The 16,335-nt window shown below is 68.6% G+C and carries 16 protein-coding genes; 9 read left to right on the top strand and 7 right to left on the bottom strand.

Going from position 1 to position 16,335, the window contains the following annotated elements:
• Positions 1 to 3: 3 nt before the first annotated feature.
• The gene (locus tag AC4BCK_RS15185) at positions 4 to 162 is read right to left on the bottom strand and encodes an SRPBCC family protein (RefSeq protein WP_366277071.1); all 159 of its coding nucleotides are present in this window, start codon (positions 160 to 162) and stop codon (positions 4 to 6) included.
• Between the two features lie 46 nt (positions 163 to 208).
• Here AC4BCK_RS15185 and AC4BCK_RS15180 point away from each other — a divergent pair, with 46 nt between their 5' ends.
• The 7 genes from AC4BCK_RS15180 (at position 209) to AC4BCK_RS15150 (ending at position 7,937) form a co-directional block, all read left to right on the top strand.
• Positions 209 to 1,375 carry an RtcB family protein gene (locus tag AC4BCK_RS15180; protein ID WP_310108835.1) on the top strand — a complete coding sequence of 389 codons (1,167 nt, stop codon included), beginning with the start codon at positions 209 to 211 and terminating at the stop codon, positions 1,373 to 1,375.
• Positions 1,376 to 1,521: 146 nt separating this feature from the next.
• Entirely contained in the window at positions 1,522 to 2,676 is a 1,155-nt protein-coding gene (locus AC4BCK_RS15175) for an ABC transporter substrate-binding protein (protein WP_363955030.1), read from the top strand.
• Between the two features lie 28 nt (positions 2,677 to 2,704).
• Positions 2,705 to 3,430 (top strand): ABC transporter ATP-binding protein, encoded by a 726-nt coding sequence (locus AC4BCK_RS15170; protein ID WP_104184437.1) that lies wholly within the window; start codon positions 2,705 to 2,707, stop codon positions 3,428 to 3,430.
• Entirely contained in the window at positions 3,420 to 4,367 is a 948-nt protein-coding gene (locus AC4BCK_RS15165) for an ABC transporter permease (RefSeq protein ID WP_490566078.1), read from the top strand. Before AC4BCK_RS15170 ends, AC4BCK_RS15165 begins: the two co-directional genes overlap by 11 nt.
• Before the next feature lie 101 nt (positions 4,368 to 4,468).
• On the top strand, positions 4,469 to 4,918 hold the full coding sequence (locus AC4BCK_RS15160) for an SRPBCC family protein (RefSeq protein WP_363937165.1): 450 nt from the start codon (positions 4,469 to 4,471) through the stop codon (positions 4,916 to 4,918).
• Positions 4,919 to 5,099: 181 nt separating this feature from the next.
• Positions 5,100 to 6,371: a uroporphyrinogen-III C-methyltransferase gene (gene cobA, locus AC4BCK_RS15155; protein ID WP_363937162.1), complete on the top strand. Its 1,272-nt coding sequence runs from the start codon at positions 5,100 to 5,102 to the stop codon at positions 6,369 to 6,371.
• Between the two features lie 99 nt (positions 6,372 to 6,470).
• The gene (locus AC4BCK_RS15150) at positions 6,471 to 7,937 is read left to right on the top strand and encodes an FAD-dependent oxidoreductase (protein ID WP_310108850.1); all 1,467 of its coding nucleotides are present in this window, start codon (positions 6,471 to 6,473) and stop codon (positions 7,935 to 7,937) included.
• Between the two features lie 117 nt (positions 7,938 to 8,054).
• Here AC4BCK_RS15150 and AC4BCK_RS15145 read toward each other — a convergent pair whose 3' ends face one another.
• The 3 genes from AC4BCK_RS15145 to AC4BCK_RS15135 are packed head-to-tail and all read right to left on the bottom strand — an operon-like array spanning position 8,055 to position 10,466.
• Positions 8,055 to 9,314, bottom strand: a complete 1,260-nt coding sequence (locus AC4BCK_RS15145) for an SRPBCC family protein (protein WP_490566077.1) — start codon at positions 9,312 to 9,314, stop codon at positions 8,055 to 8,057.
• Positions 9,315 to 9,344: 30 nt separating this feature from the next.
• Positions 9,345 to 10,172 (bottom strand): DUF1206 domain-containing protein, encoded by an 828-nt coding sequence (locus AC4BCK_RS15140; protein WP_363954684.1) that lies wholly within the window; start codon positions 10,170 to 10,172, stop codon positions 9,345 to 9,347.
• A gap of 3 nt (positions 10,173 to 10,175) precedes the next feature.
• Entirely contained in the window at positions 10,176 to 10,466 is a 291-nt protein-coding gene (locus AC4BCK_RS15135; RefSeq protein ID WP_366277080.1) for a hypothetical protein, read from the bottom strand.
• 154 nt (positions 10,467 to 10,620) lie between these two features.
• Here AC4BCK_RS15135 and AC4BCK_RS15130 point away from each other — a divergent pair, with 154 nt between their 5' ends.
• Entirely contained in the window at positions 10,621 to 11,157 is a 537-nt protein-coding gene (locus AC4BCK_RS15130; RefSeq protein ID WP_366277083.1) for a hypothetical protein, read from the top strand.
• A 97-nt stretch (positions 11,158 to 11,254) separates the two neighbouring features.
• Here AC4BCK_RS15130 and AC4BCK_RS15125 read toward each other — a convergent pair whose 3' ends face one another.
• The 3 genes from AC4BCK_RS15125 to AC4BCK_RS15115 all read right to left on the bottom strand — a co-directional run bounded on the left by AC4BCK_RS15125 (position 11,255) and on the right by AC4BCK_RS15115 (position 14,601).
• Positions 11,255 to 12,487 (bottom strand): AI-2E family transporter, encoded by a 1,233-nt coding sequence (locus tag AC4BCK_RS15125; protein WP_174180087.1) that lies wholly within the window; start codon positions 12,485 to 12,487, stop codon positions 11,255 to 11,257.
• 117 nt (positions 12,488 to 12,604) lie between these two features.
• Positions 12,605 to 13,285 carry a FadR/GntR family transcriptional regulator gene (locus tag AC4BCK_RS15120; protein WP_174180086.1) on the bottom strand — a complete coding sequence of 227 codons (681 nt, stop codon included), beginning with the start codon at positions 13,283 to 13,285 and terminating at the stop codon, positions 12,605 to 12,607.
• 5 nt (positions 13,286 to 13,290) lie between these two features.
• Positions 13,291 to 14,601 carry an MFS transporter gene (locus AC4BCK_RS15115; RefSeq protein ID WP_490566076.1) on the bottom strand — a complete coding sequence of 437 codons (1,311 nt, stop codon included), beginning with the start codon at positions 14,599 to 14,601 and terminating at the stop codon, positions 13,291 to 13,293.
• A gap of 144 nt (positions 14,602 to 14,745) precedes the next feature.
• Between AC4BCK_RS15115 and AC4BCK_RS15110 the strand changes: the two genes are divergently transcribed.
• Positions 14,746 to 16,335, top strand: coding sequence for a CYTH and CHAD domain-containing protein (locus AC4BCK_RS15110; RefSeq protein WP_400618370.1), 1,590 nt, complete (start codon positions 14,746 to 14,748; stop codon positions 16,333 to 16,335).

Genomic DNA, 16,335 nt, shown 5'->3' with positions numbered 1-16,335 from the left:
CGCTCATGGCTCCAGGATGGTCTTGAGTTTCAGCAGGTCCTTGCGGGTTTCCCGGCGGATCATCGGTGCCATGAACAGCCCGTCCAGCTTCGAGAACCCTTGGACCCCGTGCCCAGCAATCCGGTGGTCAGGCCCTGCGACCTCTGGATGTTGGCGTACCATGCGGGGGAACCACGTTAGTCTCCAGCCGTCCCATGGGAGGCCCCGCATGGAAGCCATCAACAGCAAGCTGCTGAACTGGGCCTCGATCCTGGATGACAAGACGCGTGAGCAGGCCGTGAAGACCTCGCAGCTGCCGTTCATCTATCCGCACCTGGCCCTGATGCCCGATGCACACCTGGGAAAGGGTGCCACCGTGGGCTCGGTGATCCCCACCCTGAACGCCATCATGCCAGCGGCGGTGGGGGTGGATATCGGCTGCGGCATGATCGCCGTCCGGACCCAGTACTCGCTGGAGGACCTGCCCAAGGACCGGAAGCGGCTGCGCGAGGACATCGAGCGTGCCATCCCGCTGTCCGCCGGCCACAACAACCGGACGGTGCAGGCCACGGCGGAGCCGCGGATTGCCGAGCTGAAGCAGCTGGCCGCGAGAGCCGGCTTCAACCCGGCACAGTACGTGGAGAAGTGGGACCTCCAGCTGGGCTCGCTCGGATCCGGCAACCACTTCATTGAAGTCTGCGCGGACGAGGCCGACGCCGTGTGGCTGTTCCTGCATTCCGGTTCCCGGGGCGTCGGCAACAAGATCGCCCAGCATCACATCGGCGTCGCCCGGCACGTGGTGGCGAAGAAGCAGATCCACCTGCCGGACCCGGACCTCGCCTACCTTGAGGAGGGCACGCCGCAGTTCGACCGGTACATGGCAGAGCTGCACTGGGCCCAGCACTTCGCCCTCCTGAACCGCGAAGAGATGATGGACCGCGTCAGCGCCCAGTTCGGTCGGTGGGCGGGCGGGCCTGTGCAGGAACTCGAGCGTGTCAACTGCCACCACAACTTCACCCGGCAGGAGGTCCACTACGGCAAGTCCGTCTGGGTGTCCCGCAAGGGCGCCATCAAAGCCGCGCACGGCGATCCCGGACTTATTCCGGGGTCCATGGGGACGTCGTCGTACGTGGTGGAAGGACTCGGCAACGCGGCGGCGCTGAACTCCTCGCCGCACGGGGCAGGCCGGGAGTACTCCCGCAACGCCGCCCGGAAGACCTTCTCCCTCGACGAACTGAAAAAGGCCATGCGGGGGATCGAGTTCAGGGCGTCGGAGGCGTTCATCGACGAGATACCCGCAGCCTACAAACCCATCGACGTCGTGATGCAGGACGCGGCGGACCTGGTCACCGTCCGGCACAAGCTGCGGCAGCTGGTCAACGTCAAGGGAAACTGAGGCGGGCACGGGCACCGTTCAGGCGAGCCCGGCGAATGGCGTCCGAATATGACGCTAGATGAACCTGCGTGACCCCCCGTTTCCGCGTCATTGAACGGGTTTGGGGCACTCCCTATGGTGAAACAATGACTAGTTCCAAGCCCGGGATGACCCGCATCGTGGCAGGCGAAAGCGCGGTACCCAAGCGCAAGCATGCCATCGAGGCTGCCCTGGCCATCGGGCTGGTCCTGCTGATCGCCGTCGGCGCCGTGGTGGCCTCCACCGTCTCACGCAACACGGAGGCGCAGGCCGCTGAACCCACGCCCGCCGCCGAGCTCAAGCTTGGATACTTCGGCAACGTCACCCACGCCCCGGCACTGGTGGGCATCAAGCAGGGCTTCCTGGCCGAAGCCCTGGGCAGCACCGCGCTCAGCACCGAGACGTTCAATGCCGGGCCCGCGGCCATCGAGGCCCTGAACGCCGGTGCCATCGACGCCGCCTACATCGGCCCCAACCCGGCCATCAACTCGTTCGTCAAGAGCCAGGGCCAGTCCGTGCGCATCATCGCCGGCGCCGCCGCGGGCGGTGCGCAGCTGGTGGTCAAGCCTGAGATCAACTCCGCCGCGGACCTCAAGGGCAGGACCCTCGCCTCCCCGCAGCTCGGCGGCACCCAGGATGTGGCACTCCGCTCCTGGCTTGCCTCCGAGGGATACCAGACCAACGTGGACGGCAGCGGTGACGTGGCCATCAACCCCACGGAAAACGCGCAGACGCTCAAGCTGTTCCAGGACGGAAAGCTCGACGGCGCGTGGCTGCCTGAGCCATGGGCCTCGCGGCTGGTGCTCCAGGCCGGAGCGAAGGTGCTGGTGGACGAAAAGGACCTCTGGGACGGGACCGGTACCGGCAAGCCCGGCGAGTTCCCCACCACCGTCCTGATCGTGAACCAGAAGTTCGCCGCCGACCACCCGGACACCGTCAAGGCCCTCCTGGCCGGCCACGCGGAGTCAGTGGCCTGGCTGAACGAGGCTCCCGCCGCGGAAAAGGCAGGCGTCATCAACTCGGCACTGCAGGAATCGGCCGGGGCAGCCCTGGCCGACAACGTCCTGGCCCGGTCCCTGGCCAACATCACCTTCACCCTGGACCCGCTGGCCGGAAGCTACCCGCGGCTGCTGGAGGACGGCGTCGAGGCCGGCACCACCAAGCAGGCCGACATCACCGGCCTCTTCGACCTCCGGCCGCTCAACGAGGTTGCCGCCGGCGCAGACCTTGCCGGCGCAGGCACCAGCAGCAAGATTTCAGCAGCCGGCCTCGGCCAGGACTGATCCAACCCACCAACTTAAGGACGGCACCATGCCAGTCGTACTGGAACACCTGGGCAAGCGCTTCGGCGACGGCGCCCCGGTACTGGACGACGTCAACGCCACCATCGGGAAGGGCGAGTTCGTTGCCCTCCTCGGTGCCTCCGGCTGCGGCAAATCCACCCTGCTGAACATCATCGCGGGACTGGAGCCGCCGTCGTCGGGCGCCCTGGAGGTACCCAGCGACGGTGCCGCCTTTATGTTCCAGGACGCCGCGCTCTTCCCCTGGCTCACCGCCCGGGAGAACATCGAACTGGCCCTGAAACTCCGCGGCGTTGGCAAGGCAGACCGTAAGGCCAAGGCCCAGGAGCTGCTGGAGCTGGTGCACCTGGGTGCGGCGGGGGACAAGCGCCCGCACGAGCTCTCCGGCGGCATGCGGCAGCGCGTGTCCCTGGCGAGGTCGCTTGCGCAGGACCGGCAGCTGCTGCTCATGGACGAGCCTTTCGCCGCCCTCGACGCCATCACCCGCGACCTGCTGCACGATGAGCTGGAGCGGATCTGGAAGGAAACCGGCCGCACCATCGTCTTTGTCACCCACAACGTCCGCGAAGCCGTCCGGCTGGGCCAGCGCGTGCTGCTGCTGTCCTCCCGCCCCGGCCGCGTGGTCCAGGAATGGGCCGTCACCGAGGAACACCGCACCGACGCCGGGCTCGCCGGCCAGCTGACCGGGGTCATCACCGCCCGGCTCCGGGAGGAGATCCGCCGCCATGCCAAGTAACCCAACGCCCCTGGCTGAAGCTTCCGCCGACCCCGCCGAACCCCGGCACATCCACGCCGCACTCACCCGCACCTCCACCGGCAACGAGGATCTGCGCGAACTCGAGTCCGGGCTGGACTCCCTGCAGTCAGACGCCGCCCGCAAGAACCGCATCGACTGGAGCCGCATCCTGCTGCCCATCGCCGCCCTGGTGGTGCTGATGCTGGCATGGCAGTTCTACGTCTCGCTCGGCCTGAAACGCCGCGACCTGGTGCCCGGCCCGCTGGATGTCGCAGCGCAGGTGGGCGTCCTCTGGAACGAAGGCAAGCTCCAGGAAGCCGTGTGGACGTCACTGCAGCGCGGGCTGGTGGGCTTTGTCATTTCGGTGGCCATTGCAACCCCGGTTGGCCTCCTGCTGGCACAGGTCGCACCGCTGCGCCGCGCGTTCGGGCCGCTGATTTCCGGCCTCCAGGTCCTGCCCTCCGTTGCCTGGGTCCCGGCGGCCATCATCTGGTTCGGCCTCACCGACGCCACCGTGTATTTCGTGGTGTTCATGGGCGCCATCCCGTCCATCATCAACGGCCTGATCTCCGGCGTGGACCAGATCCCGTCGCAGTACCGGCGCGTGGGCACCGTCCTGGGCGCGTCCCGGCTGGAGATGGCGCTGCAGATCATCCTCCCCGCCGCACTGCCCGGCTACCTGGGCGGCCTGAAGCAGGGCTGGGCCTTCTCCTGGCGGTCCCTCATGGCCGCGGAAATCATCGCCGTGGGCGGCACCATCGGCTTCGGCCTGGGCTCCCTGTTGGACCAGGGCCGGATCCTGTCCGACATGACCGTGGTGATGTCGGCGATCCTGCTGATCCTCGCCGTCGGCATCCTGATCGAACTGCTGGTCTTCGGGCCCATCGAAAAGCGACTCCTCCGCAGCCGCGGGCTCCTGGCCGGCAGCACCCGCTAAGCACCCCCACCTTCCGCACCCCGCAAAGCCCGACGCCGCCTCCCGCCGTCGGGCTTCGCCGTGTCCGCCGACCCACATCAGCAAGGTGGCAGACTGGCCCCATGACCGCCAGTTTTGTGTGCCGCACCGAGAGCTCCCTTCCACCGGAGCGGCTGTTCGACCTGGCCCGGAGCATCGACGTCCACGTGGAGTCCCAGAAGGGCTCGGAGGAGCGGGCGGTGGCCGGGGTGACATCAGGGCTGATCGGCGAAGGGCAGGAAGTCACCTGGCGGGCGCGGCACTTCGGAATTCCACTCACCATGACCAGCCGCGTCACGCAGGTGGACTTCCCCCACAGCTTCACGGACGAGCAGGTCCGCGGCCCCTTCAGGTCCTTCCGCCACGTCCACGAATTCGAGGCCACGCCCGGCGGCTGCATCATGACGGACCGGGTGGAGTTCGCGGCGCCGTTCGGGCTCCTGGGCCGCGCAGCCGGGAAGCTCGTCCTGCGGCCCTACCTGCAGCGGCTCATCCGGGACCGCGGGCGGTTCCTGGCCGGCATCGGCAGCTGAACCGGGGCACATCGGCGCGGGCTCGCCGGGGAACACGGTGCATACGGCCCTGACACCCGCCTGTGTGCCCCAGGACCGCGGGCGACGGCGGTCCCAGGCCTTTGTGACGCAGCGTTACCTTACGTGAACTGGTGTTGCTGCGCCGTTGTTGGCACATGTGAGGCCGCCCTACCGTTGATTCATGGCAATTCAGGATATCTACCCCACGGCGCTGCGCCTCCTTGGCCGCCCCGTGCTGGTGGTGGGCGGCGGCCCTGTTGCAGCCCGCCGCGCCAAGGGGCTGCTCGACGCCGGTGCACGGGTCACCGTAGTGGCTCCTGTTGCCTCCGCAGCGCTCCAGGAACTGGCCGACGCCGGCCTCCTCACCTGGGAGCCGCGCACCTACCTTCCTTCCGACGTCGACGGCGTGTGGTTCGTCCAGACGGCTACCGGCGATTCCGCCGTGGACGCAAAGGTATCGGCCGACGCCGAGGCGCAGCGCGTCTGGTGCGTCAACGCCTCCGACCACGAAGCCTCCGCAGCCTGGACTCCCGCTGTTGCCGAAGTGGACGACGTCAAGATCGCCGTAAACGCCGGGGGAGACCCGCGCCGCGCCATGGCCGTCCGCGACGCCGTTGCCACCGCACTCGAAACCGGCGACCTTCCGCTGCGCCGCCGCCGGGCCCACCGCGGTTCCGTTGCGCTGGTGGGCGGCGGACCCGGCGACACCGGCCTGATCACCGTCCGCGGCCGACGCCTCCTGGGCCAGGCCGACGTTGTGGTGGCAGACCGCCTGGGCCCCCGCGAACTCCTCAACGAACTGGCACCCGACGTCCGCGTCATCGAGGTGGGCAAGACCCCCGGCCACCACCCCGTGCCGCAGGCCGGGATCAACCGGATCCTGGTCGAGGAGGCCCTCAAAGGCCACCGCGTGGTCCGGCTGAAGGGCGGGGATCCCTACGTCCTGGGCCGCGGCGGCGAAGAGGCCGAATACTGCCGGCAGCACGGCGTCGAGGTCGAAGTGGTCTCCGGTGTCACATCCGCAATCTCCGTCCCGGCGGCAGCAGGAATCCCTGTCACGCACCGTGGCCTCGCCAAGGGCTTCAGCGTGGTGACCGGACACGAGGAGCTCTCCGAGGTTCCCGCCCGGGCCGACCACACCATCGTCCTGCTGATGGGCGTGGGCCAGCTGCGCGGATCCGCGTCCGCCCTGGGCAAAGCCGGCCTGCCGGCGGGGACGCCAGTTGGTATCGTGGAAAACGGCTATTTGCCGGACCAGCGCGTGACCATTGGCACTCTTGGTTCCATTGCGGACCAGGCGGAGGCCGCCGGCGTCGCAAATCCCGCAGTCATTGTCATCGGTGACGTTGTGCGCGTGAGCCCCTTCGCGCCGTCGCACTTCAAAACCGCTGACTACAGCACCACCACCCCGAACAAGCCCCGCACCAGCAAGCCCCGAGTCCTCACCACCTAGCCACCACCCAACTAGGTAGCAGCAGATGTCGTTATGAGCCCTCAAAACGACATCAACTGCTACTTAGTTGGGCCGGACCGAACAAAAAGGAACACAGCCGTGTCATCAAGCACCACCGTAGGTTCTGCCGATCGTCCGCTGCGCGTCGCCGTCGTGGGCTCCGGCCCGGCAGGCGTCTACGCCGCCGACATCCTCACCAAGAGCGAAGCCGTCAAGAGCGGCGAGCTGACCGTGAGCATCGACCTCTTTGACCGCTACCCGGCACCCTATGGCCTGATCCGCTACGGCGTGGCCCCGGACCACCCCCGCATCAAGGGCATCGTCAACGCCCTGCACAAGGTCCTGGACCGCGGCGACATCCGGTTCTTCGGCAACGTGGACTACGGCACCGACCTCACCATCGAGGACCTCCGCACCCACTACGACGCCGTCATCTTCGCCACCGGCGCCATCAAGGACGCGGACCTGAACATTCCCGGCATCGAGCTGGAAGGCTCCTTCGGCGGCGCAGACTTCGTCTCCTGGTACGACGGCCACCCGGACGTGCCGCGCGAATGGCCGCTGGACGCCAAGGAAATCGCCGTAATCGGCAACGGCAACGTGGCCCTGGACGTGGCCCGCGTCCTTTCCAAGCACGCCGACGACCTGCTGGTCTCCGAAATCCCGGACAACGTCTACGCCGGCCTGAAGGCTTCCCCGGTCACGGACGTGCACGTCTTCGGCCGCCGCGGCCCCGCCCAGGTGAAGTTCACCCCGCTGGAGCTGCGCGAGCTGTCGCACTCCAAGGACGTGGACATCATCCTGTACCCGGAGGACTTCGAGTTCGACGAGGAATCGGACCGCCAGATCCAGAGCAACAACCAGACCAAGACCATGGTGGGCACGCTCACCAACTGGATCGCCGAGCAGCCCGAGGACCTCTCCGAGCTGAAAGCTTCCCGCCGCCTGCACCTGCACTTCCTGCACAGCCCGGTGGAGATCTACGACGACGCCGAGACCCCGGGCAAGGTGGCCGGCATGCGGTTTGAGCGCACCGAGCTGGACGGCACGGGCAACGCCCGCGGCACCGGCGAGTTCGTGGACTACCCGGTCCAGGCCGTCTACCGCGCCATCGGCTACTTCGGTTCCGCCCTGCCGGAGATCGAGTTCGACCACACCAAGGGAGTCATCCCGAACGACGGCGGCCGCGTCCTGGACGCTGCCGGCACCCACGTGCCGGGCATCTACGCCACCGGCTGGATCAAGCGCGGCCCCGTGGGCCTGATCGGCCACACCAAGGGCGACGCCCTCGAGACGGTCACCTACCTGCTGGAGGACCGCGAAAACCTGCCCGTTGCCGCTGTTCCCGAAGCCGATGCCGTGGTTGAACTCCTCGACGCCCGCGGCGTGCAGTTCACCAGCTGGGAAGGCTGGCTGGCGCTGGATGCCCACGAACTGGCCCTCGGCGCAGCCGCCACCGAGGCCGGCGGCTCGCACGGTGTTGAGGTCAAGCGTGAGCGCATCAAGGTGGTGCCGCGCGAGGACATGGTGAACATCTCCCGCGACGGCGTGGCCGCGCAGGTCTAAGCAGTGTCAACCCCGGGGGCCCTGGGTGCCGGTCCTTTGATGGACCGGCGCGCAGGGCCCGGGTGCTTTAACGCTGGGGAGTGCCCTAACGCTGGGGCCCGCTTGAACCCTGCCCGGCTATTTCCCGGCCCCGCCTGCTGCCATCAGCTCGAGCCGCCGCAACGTTTCCCGGTTCCGGACAGCGATCAGGGGGTCGCGCAGGAACTTGGGCATCAGCTTTCCCGGACCGCGGACGGCGTCCTCCGATATGGTGACCTGGCATTGCCCGCCACGGTCCTCCAGCGTGATGACGACCTTCGCTTCGCCCATGGGCCAGCCCCGGGCGACCACCTCCAGCCGGTGGCCCGGCTCGACGGCGGTCACCTGGGAGCTGTCGTCGATCACCAGCGGCCAGCCGCCCACGGAGTGGTGGAGGCGTGCGCCTGCTTCCGGCCACCGGTCGTCCACGGCACGGATCCGGGAGGTGCCCACCACCCAGCCGGAGTAGAGCCAGCCGTCGGCGATGACCCTCCACACATCGGCGGCGGGGGAGTTGAACAGCTGGGACACGGTGGACATGGTGTTCCTTTCTGTGGCGGCGGATTGAGCGCTTGTCCCGCCCGGCGTAAGGCCTGCGGGTGCGGATGATGCCAGTGCGGAAGGTGCGACGGCGGGAGGTGCAGGCCGTTGCGCCGCCCGGTAGGAGTGTTCCCTCAGGCGGCGGGTCCAGGCGTAGGTCTGGGCTCCCGGCGGCTGGTTCTCGAGGGGATTGAAGCGCAGGGGAGTATCCGCCGGTTCCGGTTCTGCCCTCAGGCGGAGTTCACCGCATTCGCGCCACGGCCCCGTGGGTTTGGCCCAATAGAGGTGCAGCACCCATTCCCCGGATGCCAGCGGCCCGTCAGGGAGCCCGCTGGTCCGGAGCCCCAGCAGCACCGGCCCTTTGCTGCCCCGGTACGGCATGAGTGTTGTGAACGTGGCGCCGGCAACGTCCAGTTTCGGCTGGAGCAGGAACCTGCCGGGAAGCCGCCAGCCCGTGGTGGCGAAGAGTACGTCCGTGATGCCGCCCGGGGATGGCGTGACGCGGAGGGCCAGGCCCAGGATGTCCGGAAGCTGCTGCGGCAGCCCCAGGGATCGGGAGAACCGGGCCCTGACGGAGTCGACGCCGGGCGTATCGAGCCACTCCAGCCCGCTCGTTGCCCCGGTGCTGCCGGTCCTGGCCAGGTGTCCTGCCAGCCCGATGCCCTCCGGGTGGATGGGCCGGTCCGGCCGGGCCAGCTTTAGCACCCGGAACATGCCGGCGAAGGCGCGGCCGGCCGCCTCCGTGACGGCAGGGGTTGCATCTCCCGCTCCGGCACCGTGGCCGCCGGGGGTCTGGTCTTTCGCTGCGGAGTGCGTCATGGTTCCTTCGTACCCCGAAACAGGCCGGAACTACATTCGGCCGAACCGGGACCGGACCAGGGCGAAGATTCCGTAGGCGATGAATCCGGCGCCGATGGCCACCAGCAGGGTCGGGCCGAACGGGTGGTCCCGCAAAGCCTTGAGGCTGCCGTCCAGCCCGGTGGACTCCTGGGCGTTGTGCTTGGCGGCGGCGATCACGAAGAGCAGCCCGGTGAGGAACAGCGCTATCCCTTTGGCTATGTGGCCGGCAACGCCCAGCGAGTCGATCAGCCTGCCGCGCCGTGTGCCGTCAAAGTGGAAGAGCTCTTCCTTGAATCCGCGCCGGACCCCCTTGACCACGAAGTAGATCCCGATGCCGATGATCGTCAGGCCCAGGGCCACGAGTGTCCAGAGCCCCACCGGCGTCGCCATCAACGTGGCGCTGAAATCACGGGTGCTTTCGCTGGAGTCCCCGCCCATCCCCACGGCGAAGCCCGCGAAGCTGAGCCCCACGCTGGTGTACGCGATGGCCAGGAAGCCCGAGGAGACCAGCTTGGAGAGCCGCTCCCTCCGCGGCAGGGGGCGTGCCCGCAGCGTTGCCTCGCTCGCCTGCCACAACCCCAGGCCGAAGCACGCCAGCACGCAGGACCACATGACGGCCGGGCCCCACGGGTTCGCGGCCAGCTGCTCGATGGCGCCCGTAGGTTCCGCTTCCCCGGGCTGTCCAAACGCCACGGCGATGGCGATGGCGCCGATGATCACGTGCAGCAGGGCCATGACGGCGAAGCCGGCCCGGGCCAGGACGTCCAGGGCGGGGTGGTTGGAGGCCTGCTCGACGGCGTCGGCGGCCTGGCTGATGGTGGAATCCCCGTCCGACATACGTCAGCCGTTCATCGGCCCTTCGGCACGCAGTTTCTCAGCACCCGGCCCCTCCACGTGCACGGTGCAGCGGACCACAAGCTTGCCCGGGGCGTTGTCCAGCTCCACGAGGGAGTCGTCGGCACTGAGGACCGTAAACACCTGGGAGTCGGCCACGACGGAAACCCCTTTGGCCTTTGCGGTCTCCCGGGCATTGGCCAGGGCCTCGTCCTGCAGGTTTCCTACGTATGCGTCATCTTGTTCCCGCGCCGGATCACCAAATGCCCAGCCGAACAGCGTCCCTGTGTTTCCCATGGCCACGATATTACGCGTTCCGCCCGGGGAAGACGGGCTTTCGTAACATTAGTAAGTGTGCTTACCATGGGCGGACCATGACCTTGATGGGACACGGCACGTGAAGTCCGCAGGCGCGGCATCTTAACCAGCTCAACGACAGGAAATGCACACCATGGCAGGAAATCTTATTGCCCGTTCAGTCCACGACCTCACGGCAGCAGCGTGGTTCGGCGGTTCCCTCATGGGCGCCATCGGCTTGAACGGTGCGGCAGCGGAGGCCAAGGACCCGTCCGAGCGGACGCGGCTCTCCAGCGCCGGCTGGATGAAGTGGGCGCCGTTCCAGACGGCGGCATTCGCCTCCCACCTGGTGGCGGACCTCGCCATTGCCTGGGAGAACAAGGGGCGCATCGCCAAGCAGGAAGGCGTCGCCAAGGACACCGTCATCAAGACCGCGGTCACCGTGGTGGGCGCCGCGGTGACCCTGTACTCCGGCCTTCTGGGCAAGAAGGTGGAGAAGCTGGCCGGTGAAGGCGCCGAGGGTGCCACTGAGCCCCGTCCGGACGCCTCCGACGAGCTGAAGGCCGCCCAGAAGCAGCTGAAGATGCTGCAGTGGGCCATCCCGGCCTTCGCTGGCGCCGTGATCGTCCTTGGCGCCAAGCACGGCGAGATGCAGCGGCCCAAGAACGTGTTCGCGGGCCTCCGCTCCTAGCGAGGCGGGCTGTCCCGCAGCTCAGGCAGTAAACGCACGACGACGGTCCGGCACCCAGGTGCCCGACCGTCGTCGTGTCCTGTTTTTGTCCAAGGGGTTAGATCGGGTTGGTGCCGGCCGGCGGGAGGTCCGGGTTCATGTCCTCGAGGTGTGGGTCTTCAGCCGTCCAGACCTGGATAATGGCCCAGGCGACGGCCGCCAGCGGGACGGACAGGACCGCGCCGACGATGCCCGCCAGGATGGTGCCGGCCGTCAGGGCCATCAGGATCACCAGTGCGTGGAGCTGCAGCGACTTGCCCATGACCACCGGCTGCAGCAGGTCGCCCTCCAGCTGGTTGACCGCAATCACCACGGCCACCACGATCAGGGCAACCACCGGCCCGTTCGCCACCAGGGCCACGAGCGCGGCGAGGATTCCGGCCACCGTTGCACCCACCAGCGGAATGAAGGCGCCGAGGAAAACGATGATGGCCAGCGGGAAGGCCAGCGGCACCTGCATGATCAGCAGGGCCGCGCCAATGGCCACGGTGTCCACCAGGGCCACGATGGCGGTGCCGCGGACGTAGCCGCCGAGAACCTCAAGGGTCCGGCTGCCCACCCGGCGCAGCTTCGCCTCCCGGGCACCACTGAAGGGGCGGAGGAAGAAGTTCCAGATCTTGGCCCCGTCCTTGAGGAAGAAGAACAGGATGATGACCATGAGGCTGGCGCCGGCAATGAACTCGGTGACCATCGAGAGCCCGGTGATGGCGCCGGAACGCACCTGGCTGCTGGTGGCAAAGTCGATGATTCCCTGCCGGGCCTGGTTGAGCTGCTCCTGATCGATGGGAACCGGGCCGGTCAGCAGGAACTGCTCCAGCTCGTCCAGACCCGAGGAGGCCTGCTGGGCCAGTTCACCCCATTGGCTGCGGACTGAGAAATAGATCACCGTGCCAACACCGCCAAGGAGCAGCAGCAGCCCAATGAACGCGATGCCCGTGGCCAGTCCGCCGCGCATTCCCCGGCGCCGGAGCATGTTCACGAACGGGCCGATCGCGGCGGCCAGGATCAGCGCTATCAGGATGGGGATCACCAGGAGCTTGATCTGCATCAGCGCGTAGACGGACACCACCGCCACGGTGAGGATCAGCAGTATCTGGGCGGACCGGATGCCCACGCGGCCCAGGCCGTCACCCCACAGCTGGGAGGGGGACTTGATGTCCCGGGGAACCCTGGCGGCCCGCCGCTGCGCGTGCGGCGCCGCTGGCAAGTCCGTCCCGGTTGAAGCCGTCCCTGCCGGCTGCGCAGGCTCTTTGCCCAGCTCGTGGCCGGTCAGGCGTGATGATCGCGCCATGGAAACTCCTCGTCGTCAGCGATGCCTGCCGCGCCGTGGTGGGAGGCGGACAGGACTACCTTCCTCAGATAGTAAGCCTACTGACCGATTAAGCGGTGAAGAAACCCCACGGCCGCACTATCCTGCCAGCCACTCCGCGCAGGAGTTCAGGTTCCGGTCAACGGTGGCGACGGCGGCGTCCTCGTCCCGCGCTTCGATGGCCACCACCAGCAGGTCGTGGCCTTCGTGCGGGCGGCCGTCGAAGCCGGGCCGGCGCTGCTGCTTGAGGAGGTCCTGGTGGAAGGCGCTGCCGAAACTGAGGTACAGCTCGTGCAGCAGGGGATTCCCGGAGGCTTGTGCCACCCGTTCGTGGAAGCCCCAGTCCGCCCGCGCCCACGCCTCATAGTCTCCCCGTGTCCAGGCCTGGTCCCGGGCGGTGAGCAGGGCACGCAGGGCCGTGACGTCGTCGGCCGTGGCATGGCGGGCCGCCAGGCGGGCAGCCTGGGTGTCCAGGCCCAGCCGGACTTCCAGGATGTGCTGCTCGGTGTGGTCCTGGTACATGCGCCGGGCGGCGCCGGACAGTTCGCTGGTGGCGCGGACATAGGTGCCGTCGCCGCGCCGCACCTCCAGCATGCCGCTGTGGGCAAGGGCCTTGATGCCCTCGCGGAGGGTGCCGCGCGAGACCCCCAGGCCGGCCATCAGCTCCGGTTCGGACGGGATGCGCTGGTGGAGGGGCCATTCGCCGGACTGCACCATGGCGCGCAGTTTGGCAGTGACCTCGTCGGCCAGCGGCGGGCGGGCGGAAGGACTCAGTGCCATGGCTGCTACTTCCTTCCCACGGCGTTGGTCATGGCCTTGCCCGTGATCAGGTGCGCCACCACGATCTGGGCCAGCGCCAGGGCAAGGAGGAGCAGGAGGGGAAGGGTCCACCCGCCGGTGGCACTGTGCAACAGCCCCATGCCGAATGGCCCCAGGGTGGCCAGCAGATAGCCCGTGGACTGCGCCAGCGTTGACAGCGCCGTGGTTTCGGCGGTGCTCGCCCCGCTGCGGCTGATCATCACCATCACCAGCGGGAAGATCCCCAGGCCAAACCCGAGCAGGGCGGCAGGCACGGCGGCCAGCCCCACCGGCAGGACCAGCAGCGATACCAGCCCGGCAACCATGGTGACGCTAACCAGGTAGAACGCCGGCCGCAGCATCCGCGGACGGGAACCGATGGCGATCAGCACCATGCCGGCCGGGACGGAGGCAAGCTGCATCAGCCCGAACATCAGTCCGCTGTCCGCGGCGCTCAGGCCCATGGTGGTCAGCATGTACGGGAACCAGCTCAGCAGGGCGTAGGCGAGCAGGGCCTGGAGCGTGAAGATCGCGGTGAGGAGCAGCCCCTTGCGGGTCCGCAGCAGCGGCCAGGGGGAGATCCGCCCTCCGGCCGCCCGGGGACTGTGCCGGTGCGCATGCAGCGCCACGGGAAGGAAGCCCAGGAATGCCGCCACGGCAGTGATGCCAATGGCGCCGACGGCGGCCGAAGGCGAGCCGAGTGCCTGCGCCAGCGGTACCACCGCGACGGCGGTGACGGTGGCCCCCGTGGTCATGGTCACCGTGTAGACGGCGGTCATCAGGGACGTCCGGTGGGCAAAGTGTTCGCGGATGAAGGAGGGCATGGCCACGTTGCACACCGCCAGGCCGGACATGCCCAGGACACTTCCGGCCACCAGCATGCCGGTGGCGGGGATGCCGCGCAGGAGGAGTCCGCCCGCCAGCATGGACAGGGCCACAAGGATCGCCTTCTCCACGCCCAGCCGGCCCGTCAGCCAGGACGTGCCCGCCCCTGCCAGCGCGAAGCACAGCGTGGGAATGGACGGGATGATGGCCGCCACCAGCGCGCCGTAGCCCAGCACCGACTGCAGGTCGTGCAGCAGTGCCGACGCGCCGGTGATGCCCGCCCGCAGGTTCAGTCCGATGAGCACCAGGGCTATGACACCGAACACGACCGCGGACCGGGGCTTGGCCTGGCCCGTTGCGGTTGCCGGGGCCGCTGCCCTTCCCGATGTCGGCGCCGGGGCGGGCACGGGGGCTGCGGCGGCCTGGGCGGGGGCCGACGGCGTTTGGGCGGCGGGAGGATTCGGGGCGGACATCCCACAAGTCTAAAGGTTAGACGTTTGATGTTTGCGCTTCTGTGGCCAAGCTCTCCCGGCTTCCCGGCGGCGGGCAATAGACTGCCAGCGGGAGCCCGGACGCCATGGACCGGACCCCGGCGCGCGATGCGGAAGGGACAGCTTGTGAAGGCTTCGCAGGGACTTGAGATCGAAAAGAAGTACGACGTCGACGACGATGCCGCCGTGCCCGCGCTGGACAGCCTTCCCGGCGTGGCCAGGGCCGGGGCGCCCCACACCGCCGTCCTGGAAGCCGTTTACTTCGACACCGCCCGGCACATCCTCGCGTCCCGCCGGATCACCCTTCGGCGCCGCACGGGCGGAACCGACGCAGGCTGGCACCTGAAGCTGCCGCCGCTGGAGTCCGGCGGCGGCACAGCGGAACCCCAGCAGCGGCGGGAACTGCACGCCCCGCTGGGACAGCCCGGCTTGGTGCCGGACAGCCTGCTGGTCCACATCCAGGCGTACCTCCGCGGAGCGGCCGTGGCACCGGTGGTCCGGCTCGAGACCAGGCGCACCACCCACGCCCTCTACGGCGGGGACGGCACGCACTTGGCAGACCTGGCCGACGACCGCGTGACCGCTGAGCGCCTCCATCCGGGAAAGGGAGAAGGCTCCGTCCCCGGCGGGCAGCAGTGGCGCGAGTGGGAGCTGGAACTTGTCCACGGCGGGCCCGAGCTTTTTGCCCCGGCCGAGGAACTGCTGGTCCAGGCCGGCGCACGCCCTGCCGGCCATGCCTCCAAGCTGGCGCGTGCCCTCGGCGGCGGAACGGGCGGCCAAAGCACCCACAACGGAAGCGCGCCGGACGGAAGCACCCCGGACCTTGCTGCCGGCAAGAAGGCGCCAGCGGCCGCCGTCGTCACCGTGTACCTCGCCGGGCAGATCCAGGAAGTCCTGGCCCAGGATCCTGGGGTCCGGCTGGAGGAACCCGAGTCCGTGCACAACATGCGCTCAGCGGTCCGGCGGATCCGTTCCGCGCTCGCGGCCTACCGCAAGCTGTACACCGCCCGCCCGGTGCGGCATCTGCGCGATGAACTGAAGTGGCTGGGCCGGTTGCTGGGCGGCCCGCGGGACGCCGAGGTCCTGCTGGACAGGCTCCGCGGGCACCTGGGTGAACTGCCGCCGGGCGAGGGGGTTGCTGCTGCCAGTGACCGGGTGGAGCGCAAAGTGGGCGGCGCGTTCGACGACGGGTACCGGCAGCTGCAGGAAGCACTGCGCTCCGACCGCTACTTCCGGCTCCTGGACGAACTTGAGGCCTTCCGGGACGCCCCGCCGGTCCGGTCGGAGGCCGTGGCGCGGGGCCGCCGGGAGTCCGCGAAAGCAGTGGACAAGTCGGCCCGGCGGCTGCGGCGCTCGCACAAGGCGGCAACGCGTGCCAGGCACGGAACGGACCACGAAAACGCCCTCCACCAGGTACGCAAGGATGCCAAGCGGCTCCGGCACGTGGCGGAAACGGCGGCCCTGGTGCGTGGCAGGCGCGCCGGGAAGGTGGCCAAGGCGGCGCAGCGGCAGCAGAAGATCCTGGGCGACTTCCATGACGCCGTGATAGCCCGCGACCTGTTGATCACCGTGGGTTCGCGCCAGGAGCAGACTGCCGCGGCCGCGGTCTTCGCAGCACTGGAGAACCGGCAGGACGAGCTGATGAAGGACGCCGAAGCCAAGTACCGGAAAGCCCGCAGGAAATCCCGCGAGCTGCTGCGCCGCGGGGTCCTTTAA

This window comes from Pseudarthrobacter sp. As-47 (assembly GCF_058215595.1).
Note: the sequence above shows the minus strand (reverse complement) of the source record. Positions and strands in the feature narration are given on the sequence as shown.